This is a genomic window from Mesorhizobium sp. M0983 (assembly GCF_040318975.1).
Lineage (GTDB): Bacteria > Pseudomonadota > Alphaproteobacteria > Rhizobiales > Rhizobiaceae > Mesorhizobium.
In genome coordinates, this window is record NZ_JAMYNH010000002.1 from 515,160 (window position 1) to 541,787 (window position 26,628).

The following is a 26,628-nucleotide window of genomic DNA, read 5'->3' on the forward strand; positions in this document are numbered from 1 at the left end:
ACGCGCTTTAGAACCGTACCACGGTTTCCGTCGGATTTGCGCAAAACAGACGCTTGGGTATACGGATCCTCAGCCGCGCAGCGCCGCCATCGCTGCTGCGTGCAGCTCCGGCGTCGCCGCCGCCAGGATGTCGCCGCCCTTTTCCGCCGGTCCGCCCTCGAAAGTGGTGACGACGCCGCCTGCCTTCTCGATGATCGGGATAAGCGCAACGATGTCGTAGGGCTTCAATCCCGGATCGGCAACGATATCGACGCTGCCTGCCGCCACCATGGCGAAGGCATAGCAGTCGGTGCCGTAGCGGGCGAGCTGGACCTGTTGCTCGAACAAGTCGTAGCGCAGGCGCGCGTCTCCCTTGAACAGCGCCGGCGTGGTGGTGAACAGCGTCGCGTCGGCGAGATTTGTGGTCTTGCGCGTCGTGAGTTTTCGCGGGCCACCAGGACCTTCATAATGCGAGCCGGAAGCGTTGGCGTAGAACAGCTCGCCGGTGAAGGGCTGCGACATCATGCCGGCGACGGCATCGCCGTCGACCGTCAGCCCGACCAGCGTGCCCCATACCGGCAGGCCGGAAATAAAGGCGCGTGTGCCATCGATCGGATCGATCACCCAGACATGCCGGCTGGAGATGTTTTCGCTGCCATGTTCCTCGCCGAGAATTCCGTGATCGGGGTACTGCTCGCTGATCAGCACCCGGATGGCGCGCTCGGCCTCGCGGTCGGCCTCGGTGACCGGGTCGAAGCTGCCGCGCTCCTTGTTGGTGACCGCGCCCTGATTGCGGAAGCGCGGCAAGGTCTCGGCTGCGGCGGCACGCGCAATGCGCCGCATGAACTCGATGCTGATGTCCAACTGATTCTCCCGCTCCAGCATGTTTGAGATGCCGGTTTGCCTACGGATTTGTGCCGAAACAAGGGCGTTTTGTACCGAAACAAGGGCATTCGGAGCCTTTCGCACGACGCCAACTGTTGCTCGAATGCAACGCAGTCATCATGGAAATGCAATTTCCACTTCACAGTGAATTAAAAAAGCCGGAACGTGCCTTGACATTTGTGCAGCGCACAATACGTTTGTTCTCGGACAGGGGTTCCTGTCCATGCCCTCCTTGGGCGTTTCCTCCCTAGACTTCGACCGTGTCGTGCAAACGATGCGGTCTTTTTTTACGCTTTTTACGCTGCCACATGAGCGGCGAATGCCGCGATTCCGGCCGCTATTCGGCGGCCAGCGGCAGATCGACGAAATGATGATCCGGCATTGCCATCAACTCGGCCGAAAACCGCGCCAGGTCGTCGGCCAACGCGTCGAAACCAGCTGATCTCTGGAACGTCCGCTCATTCATGTAGAGCCCGCGATTGACCTCGATCTGCAGAGCATGCAGATGGCGCACGGGCCGGCCATAGTGCTCGGTAATGAAGCCTCCGGCATAGGGCTTGTTGTGCGCAACGCTGTAGCCCATGCCGGTGAGCAGGCCGATCGCCGTCTCGGTCAACGCCGCCGCGGCCGAGATGCCGAAACGGTCGCCGACGATGAAATCCGGCCGCAATCCGCTGTCGCCAACTCTTATGCTTGCCGGCATCGAGTGGCAGTCTATCAGCACGGCGTAGCCGAAGCGCGCATGCGTTCTGGTCAAGAGCCGCTTCAGCGTCTCGTGATAGGGCTTGTAGACCGCTTCGATGCGCGCGACGGCTTCTGCCAGCGGCAAGCGGCCGGAATAGATGTCGAGCCCCTCGCCGACCAGCTTGGGCACGGTGCCGAGCCCGCCGGCCACCCGCGCCGAGCGGATGTTGCAGAAGGACGGCACCGGTTCGGCGAACATGCGCGGGTCGAGTTCCCACGGCTCCCGGTTGACGTCGAGATAGGCGCGCGGGAAGTTTGCCGCCAGCATCGGCGCCCCGAGCGCGACGGCACCGCCGAACAATTCCTCGACATAGCAGTCCTCGGAGCGGCGGATGGCGTTGCGGTCCAGCTTGGCCATCGCCATGAACCGGTCCGGATAGTAGCGGCCGCTATGCGGCGAGTTGAAGAGGAAGGGAACGCGCTGTTCGGCGCCCGATCGGATTTCGAAGGGTGGAACGACCGAAAAATCCTCGGCTGCCGTTTTCAATTTGAACGAACCCGGAAATACCAATGCATCATGATAGGAAAGTGCCACCTCGCCGCCCGCATGTCCAGCCGCCGAAGCGCTAGCCAAATCAGGATTGTGCGCCCAACGTTCACTTGATGTTTACCGTCACCTCCTCATATACAGCATGGTTAACGGGCTTGCCGCACGGCATTGTCGGTTGGGTGATTCGGACGGGACAAGATGGCACGCATTCTGCTGGCGGAAGACGACGACGACATGCGCCGGTTCCTCGTCAAGGCGCTGGAGCGCGCCGGCTATCAGGTCAGCGATTTCGACAATGGTGCCAGCGCCTATGAGCGGTTGCGCGAGGAACCTTTTTCGCTGCTTTTGACCGACATAGTCATGCCGGAGATGGATGGCATCGAACTCGCCCGCCGCGCCACCGAGATCGACCCCGACCTCAAGGTGATGTTCATAACCGGCTTTGCCGCCGTCGCGCTGAACCCCGATTCGAAGGCGCCGAAAGACGCCAAGGTGCTGTCGAAGCCGTTCCACCTGCGCGACCTCGTCAACGAAGTCGAAAAGATGCTGCAGGCCGCCTGACGCGCTTTTTGTCCCGTCCTGACCGGCCCGGCAAGCCAGCCATTCTTTCCCTTTTCCCGCTATTGACGTGCAGAACCAAAAATGGTGTATGCGCGGCTTCGGATGGGCGTGTAGCTCAGCGGGAGAGCACTGCATTGACATTGCAGGGGTCACAGGTTCAATCCCTGTCACGCCCACCATCCAGACAATCCCTCAATCGGCCGTCGGTGTTTTCATCGGCTGACGTTCTCGGCCTGATCCGATCCTGACGCCGAGCTCGCCAATACCGACCTCAGGCCGCGCCGAGGCGAAGATCGCCAGTCTCGACGTGCTCCAGAAACCACGCATAGGTCTGTTCCAATCCGCTGCGCAGCGAGTAGCGCGGGCGCCAGCCGGTGGCGAACAGGCGCGATACGTCCATCAGCTTGCGCGGCGTGCCGTCCGGCTTTGTCGGATCGAATGTGATCGTGGCATCGGCGCCGGCGACCGACACGATGGTGCGGGCAAGGTCGGCAATGGTGATGTCTTCCCCAGAGCCGACATTGATGTGGCTGTCGCCGGCATAATTCTTCAACAGCCAGACCAGGGCGTCGGCGGCGTCGTCGACATGCAGGAATTCGCGCATCGGCGTGCCCGATCCCCACACCTCCAGGCTCTTGCGGCCGGCGCGCCTGGCCTCGTGCGCCTTGCGCATCAGAGCGGGCACGACATGGCTGGAATTGAGGTCGAAATTGTCGCCCGGGCCGTAGAGATTGGTCGGCATCGCCGAGATGTAGTCGACACCGTATTGGCGCCGGTAGGCCTGGCACAGTTTCAGTCCGGCGATCTTGGCGATCGCATACCATTCGTTGGTGGGTTCGAGCGGGCCGCTCAGCAAGGCGTCCTCGGAGATCGGCTGCGCCGCGAATTTGGGATAGATGCAGGATGAACCGAGAAACAGCAGCTTCTGCACCTCGTTACGGAAGGCGCTGTCGATGACATTGTTCTGCATGACGAGGTTGTCCTGCAGAAAATCGACCGGAAGCCTGTCGTTGGCCAGGATACCGCCGACCTTGGCCGCTGCCATCACCACTGCATCCGGCTTGCGGTCGGCCATCCAGCGCCGCACCCCGGCCTGGTCGAGAAGATCGAGCTCGGCGCGCGAGGCGGTCAGGACCTCGCAATCCTCGTCGGCCAATCTGCGCAGGATGGCCGAGCCGACCATGCCGCGATGCCCGGCGACAAAAACGCGCTTGCCCTGAAGGTCGAAGGTCATCAACTCACCCCAATGCAGAACGGCAGCTTTGCCAGTGGCCGGCGGAGCGCCGGATCGGCTTCTCTGTTGCCGGACGCATACCGCATACAGATTTATCCAGACAAGCCAAATCGCAAAACCGCCCAAACCAGGCGTTTGGATCAGACGCTGTAACGTCTAGCGATCAGACACCCGCTACTGCGCAGAGGCTTGTCATTCTGGCGATGGCGAGTTCCGGCTCGGCCAGCAACCCCGCCTGATCGGCAAGGCGAAAGACATCGGCATAGTGACGGATGCCGCGCGCCGATTGCATGCCGCCGATCATCGAAAAGTGCTCCTGATGGCCGTTAAGCCATGCCATGAAAACGATGCCGGCCTTGTAATATTCGGTCGGCGCCTCGAAGATCTTGCGCGACAGCGGCACTGTCGGGACCATCAGCGCGTCATAGCCGGCGCGGTCGCCGTCGGCCAGCTTTGCCAGCGCCGCATTGGCGACGGGCGCGATGGCATCGAAAATGCCGAGCAGCGCGTGCGAATGCCTGTCGCCGTCGCCGGCGATCAGCTCGGGGTAGTTGAAGTCGTCGCCAGTGAACATCACCACGCCCTCGGGCAGCCGGTCCCTGAGCGCGATCTCCTTGCCGGCATCGAGCAGCGATATCTTTATGCCTTCGACCTTGCCGGCATGGCGTTCGATGATCGCGATCACCGTCTCGAGCGCAGTTTCGAAATCGCTGCTGCCCCAGTAGCCTTTCAGCGCCGGGTCGAACATATCGCCCAGCCAGTGCAGGATGACCTTGCCGGAGGACTGGGACAGGATGCGGTCGTAGACACTGACATAATCGTCGGGCCCTTTGGCGACCGCCGCCAGTGCACGGCTGGCCATCATGATCGCCTTGCCGCCAAGTCCTTCGATGAAGCCGAGCTGCTCTTCATAGGCCGCGATGACATCGGCGAGCGTGCTCGCGGCGCCCGGCGCCAGATGGTCGGTGCCGGCGCCCGACGCGAGATCGGCGCCGTCGACGCTGCGCGCCTCGGCGATCGAGCGGCGGATTAATTCCCTGGCATTTGCCCAGTCGAAACCCATGCCGCGCTGCGAGGTGTCCATCGCTTCGGCGACGCGGAAGCCGAGCCGCCAAAGGTGACGGCGAAACGCCATCGTCTTGTCCCAGTCGACTGCCGGCCGGGACCACGGATCGGTCATCGCCACAGGATCGGCGACCACATGGGCGGCGGCATAGGCGATGCGCGAGAACCGCGCGCCGGCCGCAGGCTGCACCGGCTGGCCGACAAGCCGGTAGCGGATGCGGCCGCCGCCTTCCCCTGGCAAGGTGATGTCCATGGCTCTCTCCCTTCCCAGCGCCTATTAAATGGAACGTTCCAGTAAATCAAGATGCTTTGCCGCTCCGCCGTGCGCCGGTCGAATTGCGGCAGCGCAACAGCAGAAAGCCATACACTCCTTCGCAATTGGGCGCCATGAGCCGCATTTTCACGGATTCGCAAAAACGCGATTGACTCAAATCCATAGGAGGGATTAGATCGTTCCAATAAATCGCATAAGAAACCATCGGGAGGATAGATCTGGATGGCCAGCCGGGCCAAGGCAACGATACTCGACATAGCCCGTGAGGCGGGCGTGTCCAAATCGACGGTTTCGCTGGTGCTGCAAGGCAGCGGGCTGATCCGGCCTGAAACTGCGCTCAAGGTGCGCAAGGCGATCGAGGATGTCGGCTATGTCTACAACCGCGGCGCCGCCAATCTGCGCAAGGCCCATTCCAACGTCATCGGCATGGTCATCAACGATCTTACCAATCCGTTTTTCGCCGAGATGGCGGTCGGCATGGAGCGCGTCTTCCAGTCGGCTGGCATCGTGCCTTTCATCGCCAACACGGCGGAGAGCCCGGTGCGCCAGGAAGAGGTGCTGAAATCGCTGATGGAGCAAGGGGTCGCCGGGCTCGTCGTGTCGCCGGCGCGCGGCACCGCGCCTGGCGCCTTCCGCCGGCTTGAGACCGCGGGCGTTCCGGTCGTCTTCGTCATGCGCCGGCTTCCTGAAAGCCGCATTCCGGTGATCGCGCCCGACAACCATCGCGGCGCCTATCTTGCCACCGCCCATCTGATCGGCAAGGGGCATCGCCGGCTGGCCTTCTTCGGCGGCTCGCCCGATCTTGTCGTCTATCACGAGCGGCTGGGCGGCTTTCGCGAGGCCTGTGAAGCGCTCGGCATCGCACCGGCCGACAGGCTGGTCTTCGAGGGCGAAACCAGCCGCAAGGGCGGCATTGCCTGCCTGGAAACCGCGCTCGCCATGGCCGCGCCGCCGACCGCGGCGCTTTGCTTCAACGATGCGGTCGCCTTCGGCGTCTTGCTGGCCCTGCGCAAGCGCGGCCTGGAACCCGGCGCGGATTTTGCCGTCGTCGGTTTCGACGACGTGGCCGAGGCCGAACACTACATGCCGGCGCTGACCAGCGTCGCGGTGAACACCGCCGGTCTCGGCGAGCGCGCCGCCCATGTCGTGCTGAAGATGATCCAATCGCGCACCACGCGCGCCGAGGATCATATCGGCGCCGTCAACCTCGTGGTCAGGGAAAGCTGCGGCCCCGATCGCAAGGGACATAGCTGCGCAGGAATGGGAGACGCGGCATGACCGTCAGTTGGGGGCTGATCGGCGCCAGCACGATCGCAAGACAGTTCATGATCGGCGCCATCCGCGCGCAGCCGGACGGCGAGATCGCCGCAGTGATGAGCTCCAGCCCGGGGCGCGCCGCCACCTATGCCAGCGAAAACCGCATTCCGGCGGCGGTCTCGGCGCTTGATGAATTGCTCAGCTCCGACATCGACGCCGTTTACATCTCGACCACCAACGAATTGCATCTCGAACAGGCACTCGCCGCTATCGAGGCGGGAAAGCATGTGCTTTGCGAAAAACCACTGGCGCTGACCAGCGCCGACGCCCGCAAGATGGTCGCCGCCGCCAGGGCTGCCGGCGTCGTGCTCGGCACCAATCACCATTTGCGCAATGCCGGCTCGCATCGGGCGATGCGCGCAGCGATCGCTGCCGGCCGCATCGGCAGGCCGATCGCCGCGCGCGTCTTCCACTCTGTCTATCTGCCGGAAAACCTGCAGGGCTGGCGCATCACCAGGCCGGACGCCGGCGGCGGCGTGGTGCTCGACATCACCGTCCACGATGCCGATACGCTGCGCTTCGTGCTCGGCGACGATCCAGTCGGGATCTCGGCCTTCACACAATCGGCCGGCATGGCCGCCGGCGGGCTGGAAGACGGCGCCATGTGCCTCTGGCGCTTCGCATCGGGCGTCATCGCCCAGTCGCATGAGGGCTTCACGACAAAATTCGCCGGGACCGGCTTCGAGGTGCATGGCACCGAAGGCTCGCTGATCGGCAGGGACGTGATGACGCAGAAGCCAGTCGGCTCTGTGTTGCTGCGAACGGCACAGGGCGAGGAGGAATTGAGCTTCGATCGCGAAGACCTCTATGCCCGTTCGCTGCGCCAATTCCACGCGGCGATCCGCGGCGAGGGCCAGCCTTCCGCCACCGGCGAGGACGGCGTCTGGTCGCTGACCGCGGCCGAAGCGGCATTGCAGTCGGCCAGGTCCGGCAAGGCCGTTGCCATCGACCCGAAGCTCGGGAGTGCTGGGTGAGCAAGCTCGTCTCCGCGACTGAGGCTGCCGGCCTGATCAAGGATGGTATGGTCGTTTCCGTGTCATCGTCGAGCGGCCTCGGCTGTCCGGACGCGGTGCTGGCCGCCATCGGCGAGCGCTTCGACGCGGATGGGCATCCCAAGGATATCACGACGCTGCACCCGATCGCCGCCGGCGACATGTACGGCATCAAGGGCATTGATCATCTCGCCAAGCCCGGCTTGTTGAAGCGCACTTTGTGCGGCTCCTATCCATCCGGGCCGTCCTCGTCCGAACCGCCGCAGATCTGGAAGATGATCGGCGACAATTCGGTCGCCGCCTATAACGTGCCGTCCGGCATCCTGTTCGACATGCATCGCGAGGCCGCCGCCAAGCGCCCCGGGGTGCTGACCAAGGTCGGGCTCGACACCTTCGCCGACCCGCGCCACCAAGGCTGCGCCATGAATGCCGCCGCCAGCGAGCCGATCGTTTCCGTGCAGCAGTTCGATGGCGAGGAGTGGCTCTATTTCCGCTCGATCGTGCCGCAGGTCGCGATCATCCGCGCCACCACCGCCGACGAGCGCGGCAACCTCACCTATGAGCATGAAGGCGCCTATCTCGGCGGCCTCGAACAGGCGCTGGCCGCTCGCAACAATGGCGGCATCGTCATCGCGCAGGTCAAGCGCGTCGTCGAGAACGGCACGCTGAAGCCGCACGATGTGCGTGTGCCCGGCGTGCTGGTCGATCATATCGTGGTGGCGCCCGACCAGTTGCAGACGACGCTGACGCCCTACGATCCGGCCATCTCCGGCGAGATCTTCCGGCCACTGTCGAGCTTTCGCAACGCTGAAATGAACGTCCAGAAGGTCATTGCCCGCCGCGTCGCCATGGAGCTTGCCGACGGCATGGTCGTCAATATCGGCTTCGGCATCTCGGCCAATGTGCCGCGCATCCTGCTCGAGGAAGGCCAGCACGGCAAGGTCACCTGGGTCATCGAACAGGGCGCGGTTGGCGGCGTGCCGCTGCTCGACTTCAAGTTCGGCTGCTCGTCGAACGCCGACGCTTTCATGCCCTCGCCGCACCAGTTCATCTATTTTCAGGCTGGCGGCTTCGACGCCTCGCTGCTGTCCTTCCTGCAGATCGACCGCCACGGCTCTGTCAATGTCTCGAAGCTTTCGGCGCGGCCGCATGTCACCGCCGGCGCCGGCGGCTTCGTCGACATCACCGCGCGGGCGAAGAAGATCGTCTTTTCCGGTTTCTTCAATGCCGGTGCCAAACTCTCATTGGCCGATGGCGGCATCCGCATCGACCAGGAGGGCAAGGTCAAGAAAGTCGTCGGCGAGGTCGAGCACATCTCCTTCTCGGGCAAGCGTGCCGTCGCCCAAGGGCAGGACATCACCTACATCACCGAGCGCTGCGTGATGAAGCTGACGCCGGCAGGGCTGATGGTCACCGAGCTGGCGCCGGGCATCGACCTTGAACGCGATGTGCTGGCGCAGGCCGAGATCCCGCTTGCTGTCGCCAACGACCTCAAAGTGACGCCGGACGCGCTCTACCACGACCGACCGATCGGCCTGTTGCTTAATAGCGGCGCCTCGCTTGGGGGCGCACATGGCTGAGCGTCTAGTAACCTTTGAAACTGACGGCGCCATCGGCATTGTCACGCTGCGCCGGCCGGAGAAATTCAACGCGCTCGACATTCCGATGCTGCGGGCGCTGGAAGCAGCACTCGACGAGGCCGAGGCGGCGGATGGCGTCCGCGTCGTGCTGGTCTGCGGCGAAGGCAAGGGCTTTTGCGCCGGCGGCGATGTCGAAGCATGGGCAGAAATGAGCGCTGTCGACTTCCAGGTGCAATGGGTGCGCCACGGCCACCGCGTCTTCGACCGGCTGGCGCGGCTGCGGCAGCCGACGATCGCCGTGCTTGCCGGCCATGCGCTGGGCGGTGGGCTGGAACTGGCAGCTGCATGCGACTTTCGCGTGGCAGAAACACAGGTGAAGCTGGGCTTCCCCGAGACCTCGATCGGCGTCGTTCCCGGCTGGTCCGGCACACAGCGCGCCGTGCGCCGGTTCGGTGCACAGGCGGTGCGGCGGATGGCGCTTGGCGGCGAGGTGTTTCTGGCAACCGATGCGATGGCGTTGGGGATTGTCGACCGGGCGGTCGAGACCGGCAAGGCGTTCGCGGACGCCAAGGCCTGGGCCGGCAAGATCGCCGAGCGCGGGCCGCTGGCAACCGAAGCCGCCAAGCTGATGATTGCCATCGCCGAAGGCGAAGAGAGTGCCGCCGCGACCGAAGCGCTGGCCAGCGGCTTCGTTGCGCTGACGAGCGATCTCAGGGCCGGCGTCGAGGCTTTCAAAGCCAAGCAGAAACCGGCGTTTTCAAGATCATAGGAACCTGAAACTCACATGAACGCGCCTCTTAACATCACCATGCCCGCCGAGGCAGCCGCAGCGCCGAAAAGCTACCGGCTGCTGATCGACGGCAAGTTCGTCGGCGCCCAGGACGGCCGCACGCTGGAGCGCAGCAGCCCCGGCCACGGCTTCACCGTTTCGCGCTATGCGCAAGCCGGCGCGGCGGACGTCGAGGCGGCGGTACAGGCCGCGCACAAGGCCTTCGAGACCGGCCCGTGGCCGCGCATGAAAGCCGCCGAGCGCGCCGCGATCCTGCTCAAGACGGCTGGCCTGATCCAGGCGCGACTGGACGAGATTGCCCGGCTCGACGCGCTGGAATCCGGCAAGCCGATTGCCCAGGCGCGCGGCGAGATCGGCGGCGCCATCGACATCTGGCGCTATGCTGCGGCACTCGCCCGCACGCTTCACGGCGAAAGCTACGCCAATCTCGGCGATGCCATGCTCGGTGTCGTGCTGCGCGAACCGATCGGCGTCGTCTCGATCATCACGCCGTGGAATTTCCCGTTCCTTATCGTCAGCCAGAAACTGCCCTTCGCGCTCGCCGCCGGCTGCACGGCGGTGGTCAAGCCGAGCGAGATGACCTCGGCCTCGACCTTCGTGCTCGGCGAGATCCTGATGCAGGCCGGCTTGCCCGATGGCGTCGTCAACATCCTTGCCGGGCTGGGCGCCGATGTCGGCGCACCGATGGTCAGCCATCCGCTGGTCGAAATGGTGTCGTTCACCGGCTCCACCCGCGTCGGCAAGATGACCATGGCGTCTGCCGCCAACTCGCTGAAGAAAGTCTCGATGGAGCTCGGCGGCAAGAACGGCCAGATCGTCTTTCCCGACGCCGACCTCGAGGCCGCCGCCGACGCGGCGGTATTCGGCGGCTTCTTCAATGCCGGCGAATGTTGCAATGCCGGCAGCCGGCTGATCGTCCATGAGGCGATCGCCGACGAGTTCCTCGGCGCCGTCAAAGCCCTCACCGCCAAGGTGGTTGTCGGCGACCCGCTCGACGACCGCACCAAGGTTGGCGCGATGATCTCCGCCGACCATGTGGCCAAGGTCACCGGCTACGTGACGGCAGCGGAAAACGACGGCAGCCGGATTTATACTGGCGGCAAGCAACTTGCTTCCAGCGCCGGCCAGTATCTCGACCCGACCATCATTCGCGACGTCACCGAAGACATGGCCATTGCGCGCGAGGAAGTGTTCGGTCCGGTGCTCTCGGTGCTGACTTTTGAATCGATTGAAAGGGCGTTGCACATCGCCAACAACACGCCCTATGGTCTGTCGGCGGGCGTGTGGAGCGCCAGCATCGATACCTGCATGTCGGCGGCGCGGAATGTGCGTTCGGGAACCGTTTGGGTGAACACGTTCATGGAGGGTTACCCCGAACTGCCTTTCGGCGGCTACAAGCAGTCCGGTTTGGGACGCGAACTCGGCAAGCGCGCCGTCGAGGATTATACCGAGGAAAAGACAATCCAGTTTCATCGCGGCCAGCGCACCGGATGGTGGGTCGGCTGAGTTGGGAAGAACCCGGTGGCCATCCGCCGGTCGTTGTAAGTTCAACAAGGGAGGAAGTACATGTTGCGCAAACTGCTTATCGGGACGGCACTCGCGTCGGGCGTTGCGTTCGCGGCCCATGCCGAGGACGTCAAGGAAGTCCAGATGCTGCATTGGTGGACGTCGGGCGGCGAAGCTGCCGCTCTGAACGTGCTCAAGCAGGATCTGGCCAAGGAAGGCTTTGCCTGGAAGGACGTGCCGGTGGCCGGCGGCGGCGGCGACGCCGCCATGACCGCGCTGAAGGCGATGGTGGCGGCCGGCAACTACCCGACCGCCTCGCAGATGCTTGGCTATACCGTGCTCGACTACGCCGCAGCCGGCGTCATGGGCGACCTGACCGAGACGGCGATAAAGGAAGGCTGGGACAAGTCCGTTCCCGCGGCCCTGCAGAAATTCTCGGTCTATGACGGCAAGTGGGTCGCGGCCCCGGTCAACGTCCACTCGGTCAACTGGCTGTGGATCAACAAGGCGGTGATGGACAAGATCGGCGGCACCGAGCCCAAGACCTTCGACGACTTCATCGCGCTGCTCGACAAAGCCAAGGCGGCGGGCGTCATCCCGCTCGCGCTGGGCGGCCAGAATTGGCAGGAAGCCACCATGTTCGACTCGGTCGTGCTGTCGACCGGCGGGCCCGAGTTCTACAAGAAGGCCTTCAACGACCTCGACGAGGAGTCGCTGAAGTCCGACACGATGAAGAAGTCGTTCGACAATCTCGCCAAGCTCGTCACCTATGTCGACCCGAACTTCTCGGGCCGGGACTGGAACCTCGCCACCGCCATGGTCATCAAGGGCGATGCGTTGGTGCAGGTGATGGGTGACTGGGCCAAGGGCGAATTCAACGCCGCCAAGAAGGTCCCCGGCACCGACTTCCTGTGCTACCGCTTCCCCGGCACCGATGGCAGCGTCGTCTACAACTCCGACATGTTCGGCATGTTCAACGTTCCGGAGGACCGCAAGGCCGCCCAGATCGCCTTGGCCACCGCCACTCTGTCGAAGAGCTTCCAGTCGGCCTTCAACGTCGTCAAGGGCTCTGTTCCGGCCCGCACCGACGTGCCGGACACCGATTTCGACGCTTGCGGCAAGAAGGGCATGGCCGATTTGAAGGCCGCCAATGAAGGCGGCACGCTGTTCGGTTCGCTGGCGCAAGGCTATGGCGCGCCTCCGGCGGTTGCCAACGCCTACAAGGATGTCGTCTCGAAGTTCGTGCACGGCCAGATCAAGACCTCGGACGAGGCCGTGACCCAACTGGTCAGCGCGATCGAAGACGCCAAGTAAGGCACCGCCGATGTGAATGATCTCCCCGGCGCAAGCCGGGGAGATTTCCCTGCGGCGAGGTTTTGCGGTTGCGCCGACCGGCACGCTTTCGTGCCGCAGAGCCCGCGACAGCCGAATTCCGGACCCGCCATACGGAATGGACAGATGAGTACAGTTGCTGAAACCAGTATCACGCTGACGCCGGAGCACGATGCCCGTCCGGGCGCCTCTGTGCGCTCGCGCCTTCAGGACGCGCTGCCGAAGCTCGTGCTAGCGCCAAGCTTTGCCGCCTCCGTCGTCTTCGTCTACGGCTTCATCCTGTGGACGATCTATCTGTCCTTCACCAACTCCAAGACCTTTCCCTCCTACGCCATCACCGGGCCACGCGCCTATCAGCGGCTATGGCGCTGGACCTTCGAAAGCGATCCGCCGTCCAGCTGGTACACGTCGATCACCAATATGGGGATTTTCGGCTTCCTCTATATTTCCATCTGCTTGGCACTCGGCCTGTTCCTGGCGATCCTGCTTGATCAGAAGATCCGCGGCGAAGGCATGTTGCGGCCGATCTATCTCTACCCCATGGCACTGTCCTTCATCGTCACCGGCGTTGCCTGGAAATGGTTTCTCGACCCCGGCCTCGGCCTCGAGCAGACGTTGCACCAGTGGGGCTGGACGAGCTTCCATTTCGACTGGATCAAGAACAAGGATTTCGTCATCTACACGGTGGTCATCGCCGGCGTCTGGCAGGCTTCGGGCTTTATCATGGCGATGTTCCTGGCCGGCCTGCGCGGGATCGACGGCGAGATCATGAAGGCGGCGCAGATCGACGGCGCCACCACCTTCCAGCTCTACCGCCGCATCGTCATTCCGCTGCTGCGGCCGATCTTCCTTTCGGCGTTGATCGTGCTCGCGCATCTCGCCATCAAGTCCTACGATCTGGTCGTCGCGCTGACCAGCGGCGGGCCGGGCGGCTCGGCTTGGCTGCCGTCGAACTTCATGTATGAGTACACCTTCAAGCGCAACGAAATGGCCGTCGGCTCGGCCAGCGCCGTGATCATGCTGATGACCATCACCGCGATCATCGTTCCCTATCTCTATTCCGAGCTCCGGGAGAAGCCGCGATGAGCGCCGTGGCCACTCCTGCTCGCCAGAACACTGGCGGTATCCGCGCCAGGACGGTCAACCGCATCGTCATCTACGGGCTGCTGGCGCTGTTCGCGCTGTTCTACCTGATGCCGCTATTCGTCATGCTGGTGACCTCGTTCAAGACCATGGACGAAATCCAGAACGGCAACATGCTGGCGCTGCCGCAAGCGCCGACTTTCGCACCCTGGATAAGGGCGTGGAGCGAGGTCTGCTCGGGTCTCACCTGCGTCGGCATGAAGGGTTATTTCTGGAACTCGATCAAGATGGTGGTTCCAGCGGTCGTCATCTCGACCCTGCTCGGCGCGCTCAACGGCTATGTGCTGACGAAGTGGCGCTTTCGCGGGGCGACGCTGGTGTTCGGGCTGATGCTGTTTGCCTGCTTCATCCCGTTCCAATCGGTTCTCTTGCCGATGGCAACGATCCTCGGCAGCTTCGGCCGGTTCGGCGTCAAACTGCAGAACGCGACCGGCCTCACCTTCGGCTTCGGCAATCCGACGGTGAACCTGGTGTTCGTCCACGTCGTCTACGGCATCGGCTTCACCACCCTGTTCTTCCGCAATTACTACGAAGCGTTTCCGAATGAATTGGTGAAGGCGGCGCAGATCGACGGCGCCAGCTTCTTCCAGATCTTCCGGCGCATCATGCTGCCCAACTCGCTGCCGATCATCGTGGTGACGGTGATCTACCAGTTCACCAATATCTGGAACGACTTCCTCTTTGCCTCCGCCTATGCCGGCTCCGGCGACGTGATGCCGATGACCGTGGCGCTGAACAACGTCGTCAACACCTCGACCGGCGTCGTCGAATACAACGTCAACATGGCGGCGGCGATGATCGCCGCGCTGCCGACGCTCCTCGTCTATGTGCTCGCCGGCCGCTATTTCGTGCGCGGCCTGATGGCCGGCGCCGTCAAAGGATAATCGCATGGCTTTTCTGGAAATTGACGGGTTGAAGAAGCGTTTCGGAGCGGTCGAGATCCTGAAAGGCATCGATCTCGACCTCGAAAAGGGCGGCTTTCTCGTGCTGGTCGGGCCCTCCGGTTGCGGCAAGTCCACGCTGCTCAACACCATTGCCGGCCTGGAGACCATCACCGAAGGCGAAATCCGCGTCGACGGACGCACGATCAACGATCTCCACCCCTCCAAGCGCGACATCGCGATGGTCTTCCAGAGCTACGCGCTCTATCCGAACATGACGGTCGCCGGCAATATCGCCTTCGGCATGGAGATGCGCGGCGTGCCGGCCGACGAGCGCCAGAAGGCCATCGACAAGGTGGCGAAGGTCCTGCAGATCGGCCATTTGCTGAAGCGCAAGCCAAGCCAGCTTTCCGGCGGCCAGCGCCAGCGCGTCGCCATGGGCCGGGCACTGGTGCGCGATCCAAAGCTGTTCCTGTTCGACGAGCCTTTGTCCAACCTCGACGCCAAGCTGCGCGTCGACATGCGCATCGAGATCAAGCGCCTGCACGCCACCACCGGCACCACCATCGTCTACGTCACGCACGACCAGATCGAGGCGATGACGCTGGCCACCAAGATCGCGGTGATGCGCGACGGCGAGGTGCAGCAGTTCGGTACGCCGGCCGAAATCTATAACAATCCGGTCAACCTGTTTGTTGCTGACTTCATGGGCTCGCCGGCGATGAACCTGATCCCGGCGACGATCGGCAGCAACGGCAGCGGCTTCTCCGTCGTCATGGAGCGCGAGGCGCGCCAGCCGATCTCGCTGCCGCTGGCCAATGCGCCGGCCGGCCTGTCGGCGTTCCAGGGAAAACCGATCATCTTCGGCGTCCGCCCGGAAGCACTGACCGATCCCGAAGGGGCCGAACGCAACGCCTCGAACATCGCCCGCGCCGACTGTCACATCGAGGTCATCGAGCCGGCCGGCTCGGATACGTTCGCGGTCACCAATCTCGGCGGCAAGGCGGTGGTGGCGCGGCTGCGCGCCGACGCCAACATCCAGCCCGGCACGGTCACGCCGCTCGCCTTCAACCTGACCAAGGCGGTGTTCTTCGATCCGGCGACCGAGAGACGCATCGTCTGACGGCCATGACAAATCCAGATATCGTCATCATCGGCTCCGGCATAGGCGGCGCCACGATCGCTTCCGGCCTTGCCGGCGGTGGCGCCTCGATCCTGATGCTGGAGCGCGGCGAACCGCTGCCGGCGACGCCGCATACACGCGACACCCGCGCCATCTTCGTCGATGGCCACTACCGGCCGAAGGAGATGTGGCTCGAGGCCGGGGGTGCCGCGTTCAACCCTGGCAATTACTACTATGTCGGCGGCAATTCGAAATTCTACGGCGCGGTGCTGATCCGCTACCGCAGGCAAGACTTTTCGGAGATGGAGCACTATGGCGGCATCTCGCCGGCCTGGCCGTTTTCCTATGAGGAATTCGAACCCTGGTATTCCAGGGCCGAGCAGCTTTTTCGCGTGCGTGGTGCGCTCGGCGAAGACCCGACCGAGCCGTTCCACTCGACGCCCTACCCTTTCGGCCCGGTACCCGACGAGCCGCCTATCGCGCGTGCGCGCGCCGAGTTGAAGAGCCTGGGCCTGCATCCGGCATCGCTGCCGCTCGGCGTCGACATCGAAGCCTGGCTGAAAGACGGCAGCACGCCGTGGGATGCGTTTCCCAACACCGGCGCCGGCAAGGTCGACGCGCAAACGGGGCCGCTGGCGTCGGCCCTTGCCGACCAGAACATCAAGCTCGAGACCGGCGCGCATGTCGAACATCTCGAAGCATCGCCGGACGCCAGGACGATCGCCGCCGTCCATTATCGACAGAACGGTACGCTGAAGAGCGTCGCGCCGAAGCTGGTCATCCTGTCGGCCGGCGCGGTCAATTCCGCCGCCATCCTGCTGCGTTCGCCTTCCCCCAACGGCAAAGGCGGCGGCAAAGGCCTGGCCAACCGCTCCGACCAGGTCGGCCGCAACTTCATGAACCACAATTCGAGCGCCATGCTGGCGATCGATCCGCGCCGCCGGAACAAATCCGTCTACCAGAAGACGCTGATGCTGAACGACTATTATCTGTCCGACGGCAAGGGCGGCAAGCCGCTCGGCAATGTCCAACTCCTCGGCAAGATCGACGGCAACATCCTCAAGGCCAATGTCAGGCGCGCGCCCAAATTCGCGCTCGATTTCATGGCCGGCCGCGCCGTCGACTGGTATCTGATGTGCGAGGACCTGCCCGATCCCGAGAGCCGCATCATGGTCGACGGCAAGGACATCGTCATGCAGTGGCGGCGCTCCAACATGGAGTCGCTCGACGGGCTGACCAAGGTGATGCGCGAGAATTTCCGCGCCTGCGGCTATCCGATCGTCCTGTCGCGGCCGTTCGACAAGCGCACGCCCTCGCACCAGTGCGGCACGGTGAAGATGGGCAATGACCCGGCGACCTCGCCGCTCGACCCATTCTGCCGCTCCTTCGACCACAGCAATTTGTTCGTCGTCGATGCCGGCTTCCTGCCGAATTCGGCCGCCGTCAATCCGGCGCTGTCGATCGCCGCACAGGCGCTGCGCGTCGCCGACCACATCCGCAAGACGGAGCTCGCAACATGAGCCGCCCGGCAGCGATCGTCACCGGCGGCGCGCGCGGCATCGGCCTTGCCTGCGCCGAGGCGCTGGCCAGCGCCGGCTTCGACATCCTCGTCGCCGACCTTGCCAACGAAGCCGCCGACGGGCTCGCCGCCGACATCACCGGGCGCGGCGCGAAGTTCGCCTATGTCAGCGGCGACATCGCCGACCTCGACGACCATGCAGCGCTGATCGATGCCGCGACAAGCGCCTTCGGCCGCATCGACTGCCTGGTCAACAATGCTGGCATCGGAACCGTCCTGCGCGGCGACCTGCTTGAACTCAAGCCGGAAAATTTCGACCGGGTGCTCAGCATCAATCTGCGCGGCACCGTATTCCTCAGCCAGGCCGTTGCCAAAGCGATGCTCGACCTGCCGAGCGATGGTGCGAGGTCGATCATCACCATCACTTCGGTCAGTGCCGCCATGGCCTCGCCGGAACGCTCCGATTACTGCATTTCCAAGGCCGGGCTTTCGATGTGGGTGAAGAACCTGGCGCTGCGGCTTGCCGCCGAAAACATCGCCGTGTTCGAAGTGCGGCCGGGCATCATCCGCACCGACATGACCGCGGGTGTCACCGCCAAATATGACGGATTGATCGACGGCGGCCTGGTGCCGGCAATGCGCTGGGGCGAGAGCAAGGATATCGGTGCCGCCGTGGCGGCGCTCGCCGGGGGCAAGCTCGGCTTTTCGACCGGCTCGGTCATCAATGTCGACGGCGCGCTGTCCGTGCCGAGGCTATGAACAGGTGACGCCATGATCGACTACATCCCATGACTGACTACATAATTGTCGGCGCCGGCCCGGCCGGCTGCGTACTCGCCAATCGGCTGAGCGAAGATCCGTCGCATCAGGTGCTGCTGCTCGAAGCCGGCGGCAAGGACTGGCATCCCTTGATCCACATGCCGGCCGGTTTTGCCAAGATGACCAAGGGCATCGCCGCCTGGGGCTGGTCGACGGTGCCGCAAAAGTACATGAACGATCGCGTCTTCCGGTACACGCAGGCCAAGGTGATCGGCGGCGGCTCTTCGATCAACGCCCAGATCTACACGCGCGGCAACGCACGCGACTACGATGCCTGGGAGAAGGAAGAAGGCCTTGCCGGTTGGGGCTATCGCGACGTGCTGCCCTATTTCAAGCGCGCCGAGAACAACCAGCGCTATGCCAACGATTTTCACGGCGACCAGGGCCCGCTCGGCGTATCGAACCCGATCGCGCCGCTGCCGATCTGCGAGGCCTATTTCCGTGCCGGACAAGAGATGGGCATTCCCTTTAATCCCGACTTCAACGGCGCCAGCCAGGAGGGCGTCGGCTACTACCAATTGACGCAGAAGGACGCAAAACGCTCCTCCGCCTCGGTCGCCTATCTCAGGCCGATCCGCGAGCGCAAGAATCTCACCATCAGGACCGGCGTTCTGGTGACACGCATCGTCGTCGACAAAGGCCGCGCTGTCGGCGTCGAGATCGTCGACAAGCCGGGCGGCCAGCCAACGATCCTGCACGCCGAACGCGAGGTGATCGTCTCGTCCGGCGCCATCGGCTCGCCGAAGCTTCTGATGCAGTCGGGCATCGGCCCGGCCGACCATCTGAAGGCGGTCGGCGTGACGCCGGTGCACGATTTGCCCGGCGTCGGCTCCAATCTGCAGGATCATCTCGACCTGTTCGTCATCGCCGAATGCACCGGCAACCACACCTATGACAACTACGCCAAGCTGCACTGGACGGCGTGGGCCGGCCTGCAGTATCTTCTCCTGAAGAAGGGCCCCGTGGCCTCCAGCCTGTTCGAGACCGGCGGGTTCTGGTACGCCGATCCGACCGCCGCCTCTCCCGATATCCAGCTGCATCTCGGCCTCGGCTCCGGCATCGAGGCCGGCGTCGAGAAGCTGAACAATCCGGGCGTGACACTGAACTCGGCCTTCCTGCCACCGCGCTCGCGCGGCACGGTGCGGCTGAACAGTGCCGACCCGGCCGACCGCCCGCTGATCGATCCGAACTATTGGTCCGATCCCTATGACCGCGACATGTCGATCAAGGGGCTGAGGCTGGCGCGCGAGATCATGCGGCAGAAGGCGCTGCAGCCCTACGTGCTGCGCGAGGTACTACCGGGACCCGACCTGCAGACCGGCGACGAACTGTTCGACTACGCCTGCCGCAGTTCCAAGACCGACCACCACCCGGTCGGCACCTGCCGCATGGGCCACGATGCGATGAGCGTGGTAACGCCCGATCTCAAGCTGCGCGGCATCGAGGGCCTGCGCGTCTGCGACGCCTCGGTGATGCCGCGCATCCCCTCCTCCAACACCAACGCGCCGACGATCATGGTAGGCGAAAAGGGCGCCGATCTGATCCTTGGCCGGGAGCCGCTGCCGCCGGCGGTGTTTTCCACCAACCGAGCGGCATGAGGGACAAAGAATGATCAGGCACTGTGTTTTCGTCAGATTCCGCAACGATGTCGCCATCGCCGAGCGCGCGGCAATCCATGGCGATCTCGAAGCGTTGCGGCCGGTGATCGACGGCATGGGCAAGGTCGAGTTCAGCGCCAACACCAGCCCAGAACCCTTCGCCCGCGGCTTCACGCACGGCTTCACCATCGACTTTCGCGATGCGGCGGCACGCGATGCCTATCTGGAGCATGAAGCGCACCAGCGAGCCGGCGCGAGACTGGTCGCGGCGCTCGAAGGTGGCACGGACGGGCTGATAGTGTGCGACCTGGAGATCGCGTGACTATCCCAGTCTCAGCGCAACGACGCCGGCGACGATGCTAAGCACCGCAGCACCTCGCCATGCCGTCATCTTCTCGCCGAGCGCGAACACCGAGATCATCATGGCGAACAGGATCGATGTTTCGCGCAGCGACGCCACCGAGGCGATCGGCGCCTTGGTCATCGCCCACATCACGATCCAGTAGGCGCCGCCGCTGAGCACGCCGGTATAGATTCCCGCCTTCCAGTCGCGCGCCAGCACCGGCAGCGCCCGTGGGCCGCGAAAGACGACGCACAGCACCAGCGCCCACAGCGCGTCGCAGACGAACAGCCAGGCCGCATAACTCGACGCGGTGGCGGCGAGCCGCGCGCCGCTGCCGTCCGACAGCGTATAGCTGGCGATGAAGATCGATGTGCCCAGCGCGAAGCCGACGGCGCGCAGGTTCAACTTCTCCAGATGCGCGCCGCCGCGAAACGACAGCACCAGCGTGCCCGCCGACAACAAGACGATGCCGACGATAGCGAGCGGCGCCGGCATCTCGGCCACAACCACAATGCCCCCCAAAGCAGCCAATAGCGGCGCGGTGCCGCGCGCCAGCGGATAGGTCTGGGCGAAATCGCCGGCCTTGTAGGCACCGATCAGGAACGTCCTGTAGCCCATGTGGAAGACAACCGAGGCGAGGATGTATGGCCACACTTCCGGCTTCGGCACCTCGACGAAAGGCAACGTCACCAGCGCGGCGGCACCCATGCCGGCCGTCATCAGCGTAATCGACAGGAAACGGTCGAGATGGACCTTGACCAGCGCGTTCCAGATCGCATGCATGGCCGCAGCGGCAAGCACCGCGAAAAAGACAAACAGGCTCATCGGCGGCTCATCCGCCGCCGATCCCGGTGGCTACCGGCGCTTCCATGTCGATATCGACCCAGAGCGGAAAATGATCGGAGGCGATTTGGCCGACATCGGCACTGACCGAACGCACGCGCCCGGCAAACATGCCGCCGACGAAGCAATGGTCGAGCCGGCGCTTTGCTACTCTGCCGTCGATGGTCTTCACATGGGTATGGAAATCCGTTGTCGGTTCCATGGCGACGGCGGCGGCATCGACAAAACCGTCGAGATAGGCGGCACCGCGATGATAGGGCGCGCTGCCGGCGATGCGGCGGTACTCGGCGCTGCCCGGCTCCATGTTGAAGTCGCCCATCCAGATCGCCGCCAGCGGGCTTTCCGGCTCCTGTTCGCCATTGCTCCAGTTGCGCGCCGGCTCATCGTCGGCACCGCTCCATGGCCCGCCCTCGGACGGCGCCCGGTGATGCTCGGCGAGCAGGTATTCGATCTGCTCCAGCCGCTCCTCGGCGGCAATATGTGCCAGATGCAGCGACAGCACCCGCACCGGGCCGGCAGGGGTGCGGATCATGCACTCGAGTGCGGCATTGCGGGTGTTGAGCGGCCGCAGCGTGCGCCTGAGCGGCAGCGTGTGCAGCCGCGACCAGGCGATCGGCAGCTTCGACAGAAGCATGGTGCCGAATTGCCGCCGCCGGTTGACGATGCGGCCTTCACGCCGTCGGCTGGCATCCATGTCGAAGGCCGGGCCATAGACCCAATGGTAGTCGGGCAGCAATTGCGAAAGAAGTTCCGGCTGGTCGTCCTCGTTGCTGCGCAACCAGTGCCGCTCCACTTCCTGTAAGGCGATGATGTCGGCGCCGGCAACGACCTTGGCGCAGCGCGCCAGATCGTAGCGGCCATCGCTGCCGAAGCCGTACTGGATGTTGTAGCTGACCAGCTTCATTGCTTATCCGGCTCAGTTTCCTGCTGGCAGTAGCCGTTCGCTGACGGCCTTGCAATGTGCAGCCGGGCGGAGGGAGCTTGGGCCAGATGCTAATGCTTGTCGCCCAAAAGTGCGCAGCGGTTTTGGGATAACGACATGCATAGAGACAAAAACTTAAAGCGCGTCGCAAGAGGCTGTCCAAACGCGACGCGCTTTAAGTGGTCAGCGGCTGGAACCGACCGGGCGGGGATGCTGCCAGTTCCGACCAGTCGATTTCTTCCTCAAGGCGGTGGTAGGCTTCGTCGCCGATCGTTCCGTCGATGCGCAAACGCTCCAGCGCATCGCGCTGGCTCTTGATGGCATAAAGACGCAATCTGTCATACTCGGTCGCGGCCTGGGCATCCTCCGGGTTTTCGGCGATGGCGCGCTGCGCCGCATATTGCTCTCGCACCGCCCCTGCCGCACTCGATGTCTTGCCGCTCAGCACGTCCAGCGCCGCCTGCATGATGGCGACGCGCGCCTGCGCGACCTCCCGGTCGACGGTCTGGTCGGGGTCGAAATTGAGCAGAAGCAGCAACGGCTTCAGGCTGACGCCTTGCAGCACCAGCGTGCCGAGCACGACAGTGAAAGCGGCGAGCACGATCGGGTCGCGGCCGGGAAAATCGGCCGGCAAGGCGAAGGCTGCCGCAAGCGTCACCAGGCCGCGCATGCCGCACCAGCCGATGAGCACGCCGCCGCGAAATGTCGGAGCGTCTCTCCGCCTGTCCTCATCGCCCAGACGTGCCAGCCTTCTGAGAATCGCGCCACAGCCCAGCACCCAGACCAGCCGCGAGACGATGACGACAGCCAGCACGGCTGCGGCGAAGATGAATGCTTCGACCTGCCCCTGCTCAGCAAGGCGGCCGACGATCAACCGTGCCTGAAGTCCCATCAGAACGAAGGCCAAGACATTGAGCACGAACACCGCCGTCTCCCAGACCGAGTAGGAACTGACACGATTCCTTGCCGGCATGCGGCGCGGCGACGTACGTGCGATCGTCATGGCATAGACGACGATCGTGATGATGGCGGAAAGCCCTATCCTGTCGGCCAGGATCCAGACGCCGAACGTTGAGGCGAATTGCACCACGGTGCCGCTCGCCGGGTCGTCGATGCGGCCGAGTATCGCGAGAGACAACCGGCCGAGCACATAGCCTGCGGCAAGGCTGCCAACCGTCGACAGCAGGATCATTGGTACGGCACTGCTGAACAGGATGGAGCCGGCGGCTGCGGAAACCGACATCCTGTAGATCAACAGCGCCGTGGCGTCGTTGAGCAGGCTCTCGCCTTCCAGGATGGCGGTGATGCGGTGCGGCACCTTGAACTGCCCGAGCACGGCACTCGCCGCGACCGCGTCCGGCGGCGCCACGATGGCGCCAAGGGCGATGGCCGCAGCGATCGGCAGGCCCGCCATTTTCCAGCCGACCAGCGCAACAGTCACGGTGGTGAAGACGACGGCGCCGAGCGCCAGCAACGCAAGCGGAAGCCTGTATCGGTTGAGGTCGCGCAGCGATGTGTCATAGGCAGCATCCAGAAGCACGGGCGCGATGAACAGGGCAAGCGCCAGTTCCGGGTCGATCTCGATCGTCGGCGCGCCAGGCAGGAAGGCAATCCCCGCCCCGACCAGTGCCAGCAGCGAGGGATAAGGAACCTGCAAGCGTCGCGACAGCCCCGTCAGCGCGACGGCTATCAACAGCAGAACAAGGGTCAGTTCGAAAAGCGCCATGCCCTATCGTAGCGGTGAAGCAGGATTATTGGCAGTGGCAAAGTCGCGCCGTATCGAGGCTGTCCCACAGCTTTTCAGCGCCTATTATGCGTCTGTGGCGCAGCCCGGAAATCGGCCGCGCTGACCTCGCTAGGCGCCCGTCCTTAATGCAGCACCAGCATGTCGCCCGACGAGAAGGAAATCTCGGCCTTTTCGCCAACGGCCGGCGGCGGCGTGGCCGGGCTGTTGAACGTGTCGAGCGAGACCGTGCTGCCGCCGATGCCGACGCGCACCCGGATGACCGAGCCGAGGAAATGCACCTCCGCGATCTCGCCCGAAAGGCTGGAATCGCGGCCGGGATGGCGGCCTAGCGAAATCGCCTCGGGCCGCAGCGCCAACGACAGCGTGTCACCCGACTTCGAACCGTTGAGCTTGCCCTTGAGCGAGACCTCTTGCGAGTTGACGCGCACCTTGCCCGAAGCCGCGTCGGTGACCGTGCCTTCCAGCACGTTCAGCGTGCCGACGAAATTGGCGACGAATTTGGTTGCCGGCCGGTTGTAGATCTCGAACGGCGTGCCGACTTGCTCGGCCTTGCCGCCATACATCACAGCGATGCGGTCGGAAATCGACAGCGCCTCTTCCTGGTCGTGGGTGACGAAGATGGTGGTGATGCCGAGCTTCTTCTGGATCGAGCGGATTTCCTCGCGCAGCGACACGCGCACCTTGGCATCGAGCGCCGACAACGGCTCGTCGAGCAGCAGGAGCTTCGGCTTCGGCGCGATGGCCCGCGCCAGCGCGATACGCTGCTGCTGGCCACCGGAGAGCTGATAGGGATAGCGATCGCCCATCTGCGGCAGCTTGATGAGGTCGAGCATCTCGGCAACGCGCCTGTCGGCATCGGGCTTGGGCATGCCCGCGACCTTCAGCCCGAAGCCGATGTTCTGCGCCACGGTCAGATTCGGAAACAGCGCGTAAGCCTGGAACACCATGCCGACATTGCGCTGGTTGGGCTTGAGCCTTGTGATGTCCTTGCCGGCCACCACGATCTTGCCGGCGCTCGGCTCCTCGAAGCCGGCGACCATGCGCAGCACCGTCGTCTTGCCGCAGCCCGATGGCCCGAGGAAGGAGACGAATTCGCCCGGCTCGACGTCGAGGTTGAAATCCTGCACCACGGTGGTGGCGCCGAAGGATTTTTGCACCTGCTGTATTGAGAGGAATGGCTCGGCCATGACTTTTTCTTTCGATCAGTTCGGGCGGTTTGCCGATTTCGGCGCGAAGCGCGACAGGATCTGGATCAGCGACATGCAGCCCCAGGTGATGGCGAACGAAATGATCGCCAGTGCCGACGGCTCATAGGCACTGTTGGCGCCGATGTTCTGCAAATAGGGGCCGAAGGCTGGGCGATTCAACAGCGAGGCCATGGTGAACTCGCCGATGACGATGGCAAAACTCAGGAACGCGCCGGATAAGACGGCGATCAGTACGTTCGGCAGGATGATGCGGGCGATGATGGTGGTCCAGCCGGCGCCGAGGATTTGTGCGGCTTCGGTGAGCGTTCTGACGTCGATGGTCCTGAGACCGGTATCGACCGCCCGGTACATATAAGGCAGCGCCAGCACTGCATAGCCGATGACCAGCAGAACATCGGTGCCGCGCGCTGTCGCCAGGAAAGGCAGCGTTGAATTCGAACCGAACATTCTGATGTAGCCGAAGACGATGACGATAGCGGGAATAACCAGCGGCAGCAGAGTGATGAACTCTACGAGCGGCCGCAGATTCGGTAGCCGCAGCCGAATCCAGTAGGCCGTCGGGACAACGAGGAGCACGCCTAAAAGAATGGTGAAAACCGCCACAACGACGGAGTAGGTAAATGTCGTCTGGAAATTCGGATCTTCGAAGACTGAGCGGTAGGCGTCAAAGGAGTATTCCCCGCGCCGCTTACGCAAGGAGAATTCAAAGGTCGCCAAAAGCGGCAGGACAAAATAGGCGGTTCCCACGCCAAAAACGAGCCAAGCCCAAAAGCGGCTGCCTTGCTTCATTTCAGCCACCGCTCGGCTCGCCGTTGGAACAAGATATAGAAGAGGTTGGCCAAGCCGGTGATGACTATCATGCCGAATGCAAGCGCGTAGCCTAGATTCGGATTGTAAAGCACGTCGCCGCGAATCTGCGCGAACAGCTGGATGGGCACGATGTTGAGTGACGGCCCCGTCAGTGCATAGGCTGTTGCGACCGCCCCGAACGCGTTGGCAAAGAGGAGGACCGTCGTACCGAGAAAACTCGGCCATAAGACCGGGATGACCACCATGCGCCAATATTGCCAATTGCTTGCGCCGAGCGTGGCGGCAGCTTCACCCCATTCCTTCTTCAGCCCATCGACCGCCGGCGTGATGATGACAATCATCAATGGAATCTGGAAATAAAGGTAGGTGAGGATTAGGCCCCAAAACGAAAAGATACTGAAGCCGAGCGAATAGATGTTGATGCCGAAAATGTCTCGCAACAGGATTGTCGCCACTCCGAGCCGACCTAGCGTCGCGATGAACGAGAATGCCAGCGGCACGCCGGCGAAATTCGAGGCGACGCCCGAGAAGGTCAAGGTCGCCGAGCGTAACCACGACGGCAAACCTCCGCGAACGACTGCCACGGCCATTGCCAGGCCGATCAAGGCGCCAAGGATCGCAGAAACAAAGCTGATCTGAATGGATACCCAATAGGCCGCCGCGAGCTTGGGTTGCGACAACGCTATGATGTTATCGAGCGTATAGTCGCCAGCTGCATTTTTGAACGCGCCCGCGACCAGCCCTACCGTGGGCAAGATCAGAAAGAGCAGCGCGAAAATGAAGAACGGAGTTACGCCTAACCAATGCAGTGGCAGCCGAAGGCGGCTGATCTCCGGCGCGCCAGGACTGACGCTGGCTGTCTGGGACATTGTGGAATCTGCCATGGAGTTCCCGAAGTTGGCATAGGGCGCCGGGCGGCGAAC

General features: G+C 63.6%; 24 protein-coding genes and 1 tRNA gene. 15 read left to right on the forward strand and 10 right to left on the reverse strand.

All coding sequences use genetic code 11. The features are described 5' to 3' along the window. Positions 1-69 precede the first annotated feature (69 nt). Together hisN and NKH71_RS06105 are read right to left on the reverse strand one after the other, a co-directional pair. The gene (gene hisN, locus NKH71_RS06100) at positions 70-843 is read right to left on the reverse strand and encodes a histidinol-phosphatase (protein WP_023719086.1); all 774 of its coding nucleotides are present in this window, start codon (positions 841-843) and stop codon (positions 70-72) included. 358 nt (positions 844-1,201) lie between these two features. Beyond that, positions 1,202-2,143, reverse strand: coding sequence for an N-formylglutamate amidohydrolase (locus NKH71_RS06105; protein ID WP_352481931.1), 942 nt, complete (start codon positions 2,141-2,143; stop codon positions 1,202-1,204). Between the two features lie 153 nt (positions 2,144-2,296). Between NKH71_RS06105 and cpdR the strand changes: the two genes are divergently transcribed. Beyond that, on the forward strand, positions 2,297-2,659 hold the full coding sequence (gene cpdR / locus NKH71_RS06110) for a cell cycle two-component system response regulator CpdR (RefSeq protein WP_006199474.1): 363 nt from the start codon (positions 2,297-2,299) through the stop codon (positions 2,657-2,659). Positions 2,660-2,763: 104 nt separating this feature from the next. Continuing rightward, a tRNA-Val gene (locus tag NKH71_RS06115) sits at positions 2,764-2,838 on the forward strand. A 92-nt stretch (positions 2,839-2,930) separates the two neighbouring features. On the opposite strand, the gene fcl is transcribed toward NKH71_RS06115, so the two are convergent. Beyond that, positions 2,931-3,893 (reverse strand): GDP-L-fucose synthase, encoded by a 963-nt coding sequence (fcl, locus tag NKH71_RS06120; protein WP_352481930.1) that lies wholly within the window; start codon positions 3,891-3,893, stop codon positions 2,931-2,933. A gap of 163 nt (positions 3,894-4,056) precedes the next feature. Further along, on the reverse strand, positions 4,057-5,211 hold the full coding sequence (locus NKH71_RS06125) for a dihydrodipicolinate synthase family protein (protein ID WP_023719064.1): 1,155 nt from the start codon (positions 5,209-5,211) through the stop codon (positions 4,057-4,059). A gap of 243 nt (positions 5,212-5,454) precedes the next feature. On the opposite strand from NKH71_RS06125, the gene NKH71_RS06130 reads away from it, so the two are divergent. The 13 genes from NKH71_RS06130 to NKH71_RS06190 all read left to right on the forward strand — a co-directional run bounded on the left by NKH71_RS06130 (position 5,455) and on the right by NKH71_RS06190 (position 20,154). Then, positions 5,455-6,510, forward strand: coding sequence for a LacI family DNA-binding transcriptional regulator (locus tag NKH71_RS06130; protein ID WP_352481928.1), 1,056 nt, complete (start codon positions 5,455-5,457; stop codon positions 6,508-6,510). Next, positions 6,507-7,523 carry a Gfo/Idh/MocA family protein gene (locus NKH71_RS06135; protein ID WP_352494700.1) on the forward strand — a complete coding sequence of 339 codons (1,017 nt, stop codon included), beginning with the start codon at positions 6,507-6,509 and terminating at the stop codon, positions 7,521-7,523. Before NKH71_RS06130 ends, NKH71_RS06135 begins: the two co-directional genes overlap by 4 nt. Next, positions 7,520-9,121, forward strand: a complete 1,602-nt coding sequence (locus NKH71_RS06140) for an acyl CoA:acetate/3-ketoacid CoA transferase (RefSeq protein ID WP_352494699.1) — start codon at positions 7,520-7,522, stop codon at positions 9,119-9,121. Before NKH71_RS06135 ends, NKH71_RS06140 begins: the two co-directional genes overlap by 4 nt. Then, a complete protein-coding gene (locus NKH71_RS06145; protein WP_352481925.1) occupies positions 9,114-9,890 on the forward strand; it encodes an enoyl-CoA hydratase/isomerase family protein in 777 nt (258 codons plus the stop codon). Before NKH71_RS06140 ends, NKH71_RS06145 begins: the two co-directional genes overlap by 8 nt. Positions 9,891-9,905: 15 nt before the next feature. Beyond that, complete coding sequence (locus tag NKH71_RS06150) at positions 9,906-11,417, forward strand: aldehyde dehydrogenase family protein (protein WP_352894652.1); 1,512 nt, start codon at positions 9,906-9,908, stop codon at positions 11,415-11,417. A 60-nt stretch (positions 11,418-11,477) separates the two neighbouring features. Beyond that, the gene (locus tag NKH71_RS06155; protein WP_031194023.1) at positions 11,478-12,731 is read left to right on the forward strand and encodes an ABC transporter substrate-binding protein; all 1,254 of its coding nucleotides are present in this window, start codon (positions 11,478-11,480) and stop codon (positions 12,729-12,731) included. Positions 12,732-12,875: 144 nt separating this feature from the next. Further along, positions 12,876-13,835 carry a carbohydrate ABC transporter permease gene (locus tag NKH71_RS06160; protein WP_023719058.1) on the forward strand — a complete coding sequence of 320 codons (960 nt, stop codon included), beginning with the start codon at positions 12,876-12,878 and terminating at the stop codon, positions 13,833-13,835. Further along, positions 13,832-14,776, forward strand: coding sequence for a carbohydrate ABC transporter permease (locus NKH71_RS06165; RefSeq protein WP_023719057.1), 945 nt, complete (start codon positions 13,832-13,834; stop codon positions 14,774-14,776). Before NKH71_RS06160 ends, NKH71_RS06165 begins: the two co-directional genes overlap by 4 nt. A 4-nt stretch (positions 14,777-14,780) precedes the next feature. Then, positions 14,781-15,896, forward strand: a complete 1,116-nt coding sequence (locus NKH71_RS06170; protein ID WP_023719056.1) for an ABC transporter ATP-binding protein — start codon at positions 14,781-14,783, stop codon at positions 15,894-15,896. A 5-nt stretch (positions 15,897-15,901) separates the two neighbouring features. After that, positions 15,902-17,416, forward strand: a complete 1,515-nt coding sequence (locus tag NKH71_RS06175) for a GMC oxidoreductase (RefSeq protein WP_023719055.1) — start codon at positions 15,902-15,904, stop codon at positions 17,414-17,416. After that, positions 17,413-18,174, forward strand: coding sequence for a 3-ketoacyl-ACP reductase (locus NKH71_RS06180; protein ID WP_023719054.1), 762 nt, complete (start codon positions 17,413-17,415; stop codon positions 18,172-18,174). The genes NKH71_RS06175 and NKH71_RS06180 overlap by 4 nt, the downstream gene beginning before the upstream one ends. Positions 18,175-18,203: 29 nt before the next feature. After that, the gene (locus NKH71_RS06185; protein ID WP_023719053.1) at positions 18,204-19,832 is read left to right on the forward strand and encodes a GMC family oxidoreductase; all 1,629 of its coding nucleotides are present in this window, start codon (positions 18,204-18,206) and stop codon (positions 19,830-19,832) included. A gap of 10 nt (positions 19,833-19,842) precedes the next feature. Further along, positions 19,843-20,154: a Dabb family protein gene (locus tag NKH71_RS06190; protein WP_023719052.1), complete on the forward strand. Its 312-nt coding sequence runs from the start codon at positions 19,843-19,845 to the stop codon at positions 20,152-20,154. Here NKH71_RS06190 and NKH71_RS06195 read toward each other — a convergent pair whose 3' ends face one another. The 6 genes from NKH71_RS06195 to NKH71_RS06220 form a co-directional block, all read right to left on the reverse strand. Further along, on the reverse strand, positions 20,155-21,000 hold the full coding sequence (locus NKH71_RS06195; protein WP_023719051.1) for an EamA family transporter: 846 nt from the start codon (positions 20,998-21,000) through the stop codon (positions 20,155-20,157). A gap of 7 nt (positions 21,001-21,007) precedes the next feature. Continuing rightward, entirely contained in the window at positions 21,008-21,922 is a 915-nt protein-coding gene (locus NKH71_RS06200; RefSeq protein WP_352494695.1) for an endonuclease/exonuclease/phosphatase family protein, read from the reverse strand. 193 nt (positions 21,923-22,115) lie between these two features. After that, positions 22,116-23,666 carry a cation:proton antiporter gene (locus NKH71_RS06205; RefSeq protein WP_352791364.1) on the reverse strand — a complete coding sequence of 517 codons (1,551 nt, stop codon included), beginning with the start codon at positions 23,664-23,666 and terminating at the stop codon, positions 22,116-22,118. Positions 23,667-23,809: 143 nt separating this feature from the next. After that, entirely contained in the window at positions 23,810-24,874 is a 1,065-nt protein-coding gene (locus NKH71_RS06210; RefSeq protein ID WP_023719045.1) for an ABC transporter ATP-binding protein, read from the reverse strand. A 15-nt stretch (positions 24,875-24,889) separates the two neighbouring features. Then, a complete protein-coding gene (locus tag NKH71_RS06215; protein WP_352484656.1) occupies positions 24,890-25,684 on the reverse strand; it encodes an ABC transporter permease in 795 nt (264 codons plus the stop codon). After that, on the reverse strand, positions 25,681-26,574 hold the full coding sequence (locus NKH71_RS06220) for an ABC transporter permease (RefSeq protein ID WP_352494690.1): 894 nt from the start codon (positions 26,572-26,574) through the stop codon (positions 25,681-25,683). The genes NKH71_RS06215 and NKH71_RS06220 overlap by 4 nt, the downstream gene beginning before the upstream one ends. Between the last annotated feature and the right edge of the window lie 54 nt (positions 26,575-26,628).

Bases quoted from the DNA above. Each gene is read 5' to 3' on its own strand.
- cpdR (WP_006199474.1), top strand. From the start codon at position 2,297: ATGGCACGCATTCTGCTGGCGGAAGACGACGACGACATGCGCCGGTTC.
- fcl (WP_352481930.1), bottom strand. From the start codon at position 3,893: ATGACCTTCGACCTTCAGGGCAAGCGCGTTTTTGTCGCCGGGCATCGC.
- NKH71_RS06125 (WP_023719064.1), bottom strand. From the start codon at position 5,211: ATGGACATCACCTTGCCAGGGGAAGGCGGCGGCCGCATCCGCTACCGG.
- NKH71_RS06130 (WP_352481928.1), top strand. From the start codon at position 5,455: ATGGCCAGCCGGGCCAAGGCAACGATACTCGACATAGCCCGTGAGGCG.
- NKH71_RS06135 (WP_352494700.1), top strand. From the start codon at position 6,507: ATGACCGTCAGTTGGGGGCTGATCGGCGCCAGCACGATCGCAAGACAG.
- NKH71_RS06145 (WP_352481925.1), top strand. From the start codon at position 9,114: ATGGCTGAGCGTCTAGTAACCTTTGAAACTGACGGCGCCATCGGCATT.
- NKH71_RS06150 (WP_352894652.1), top strand. From the start codon at position 9,906: ATGAACGCGCCTCTTAACATCACCATGCCCGCCGAGGCAGCCGCAGCG.
- NKH71_RS06155 (WP_031194023.1), top strand. From the start codon at position 11,478: ATGTTGCGCAAACTGCTTATCGGGACGGCACTCGCGTCGGGCGTTGCG.
- NKH71_RS06160 (WP_023719058.1), top strand. From the start codon at position 12,876: ATGAGTACAGTTGCTGAAACCAGTATCACGCTGACGCCGGAGCACGAT.
- NKH71_RS06165 (WP_023719057.1), top strand. From the start codon at position 13,832: ATGAGCGCCGTGGCCACTCCTGCTCGCCAGAACACTGGCGGTATCCGC.
- NKH71_RS06170 (WP_023719056.1), top strand. From the start codon at position 14,781: ATGGCTTTTCTGGAAATTGACGGGTTGAAGAAGCGTTTCGGAGCGGTC.
- NKH71_RS06175 (WP_023719055.1), top strand. From the start codon at position 15,902: ATGACAAATCCAGATATCGTCATCATCGGCTCCGGCATAGGCGGCGCC.
- NKH71_RS06180 (WP_023719054.1), top strand. From the start codon at position 17,413: ATGAGCCGCCCGGCAGCGATCGTCACCGGCGGCGCGCGCGGCATCGGC.
- NKH71_RS06185 (WP_023719053.1), top strand. From the start codon at position 18,204: ATGACTGACTACATAATTGTCGGCGCCGGCCCGGCCGGCTGCGTACTC.
- NKH71_RS06190 (WP_023719052.1), top strand. From the start codon at position 19,843: ATGATCAGGCACTGTGTTTTCGTCAGATTCCGCAACGATGTCGCCATC.
- NKH71_RS06195 (WP_023719051.1), bottom strand. From the start codon at position 21,000: ATGAGCCTGTTTGTCTTTTTCGCGGTGCTTGCCGCTGCGGCCATGCAT.
- NKH71_RS06200 (WP_352494695.1), bottom strand. From the start codon at position 21,922: ATGAAGCTGGTCAGCTACAACATCCAGTACGGCTTCGGCAGCGATGGC.
- NKH71_RS06205 (WP_352791364.1), bottom strand. From the start codon at position 23,666: ATGGCGCTTTTCGAACTGACCCTTGTTCTGCTGTTGATAGCCGTCGCG.
- NKH71_RS06210 (WP_023719045.1), bottom strand. From the start codon at position 24,874: ATGGCCGAGCCATTCCTCTCAATACAGCAGGTGCAAAAATCCTTCGGC.
- NKH71_RS06215 (WP_352484656.1), bottom strand. From the start codon at position 25,684: ATGAAGCAAGGCAGCCGCTTTTGGGCTTGGCTCGTTTTTGGCGTGGGA.
- NKH71_RS06220 (WP_352494690.1), bottom strand. From the start codon at position 26,574: ATGTCCCAGACAGCCAGCGTCAGTCCTGGCGCGCCGGAGATCAGCCGC.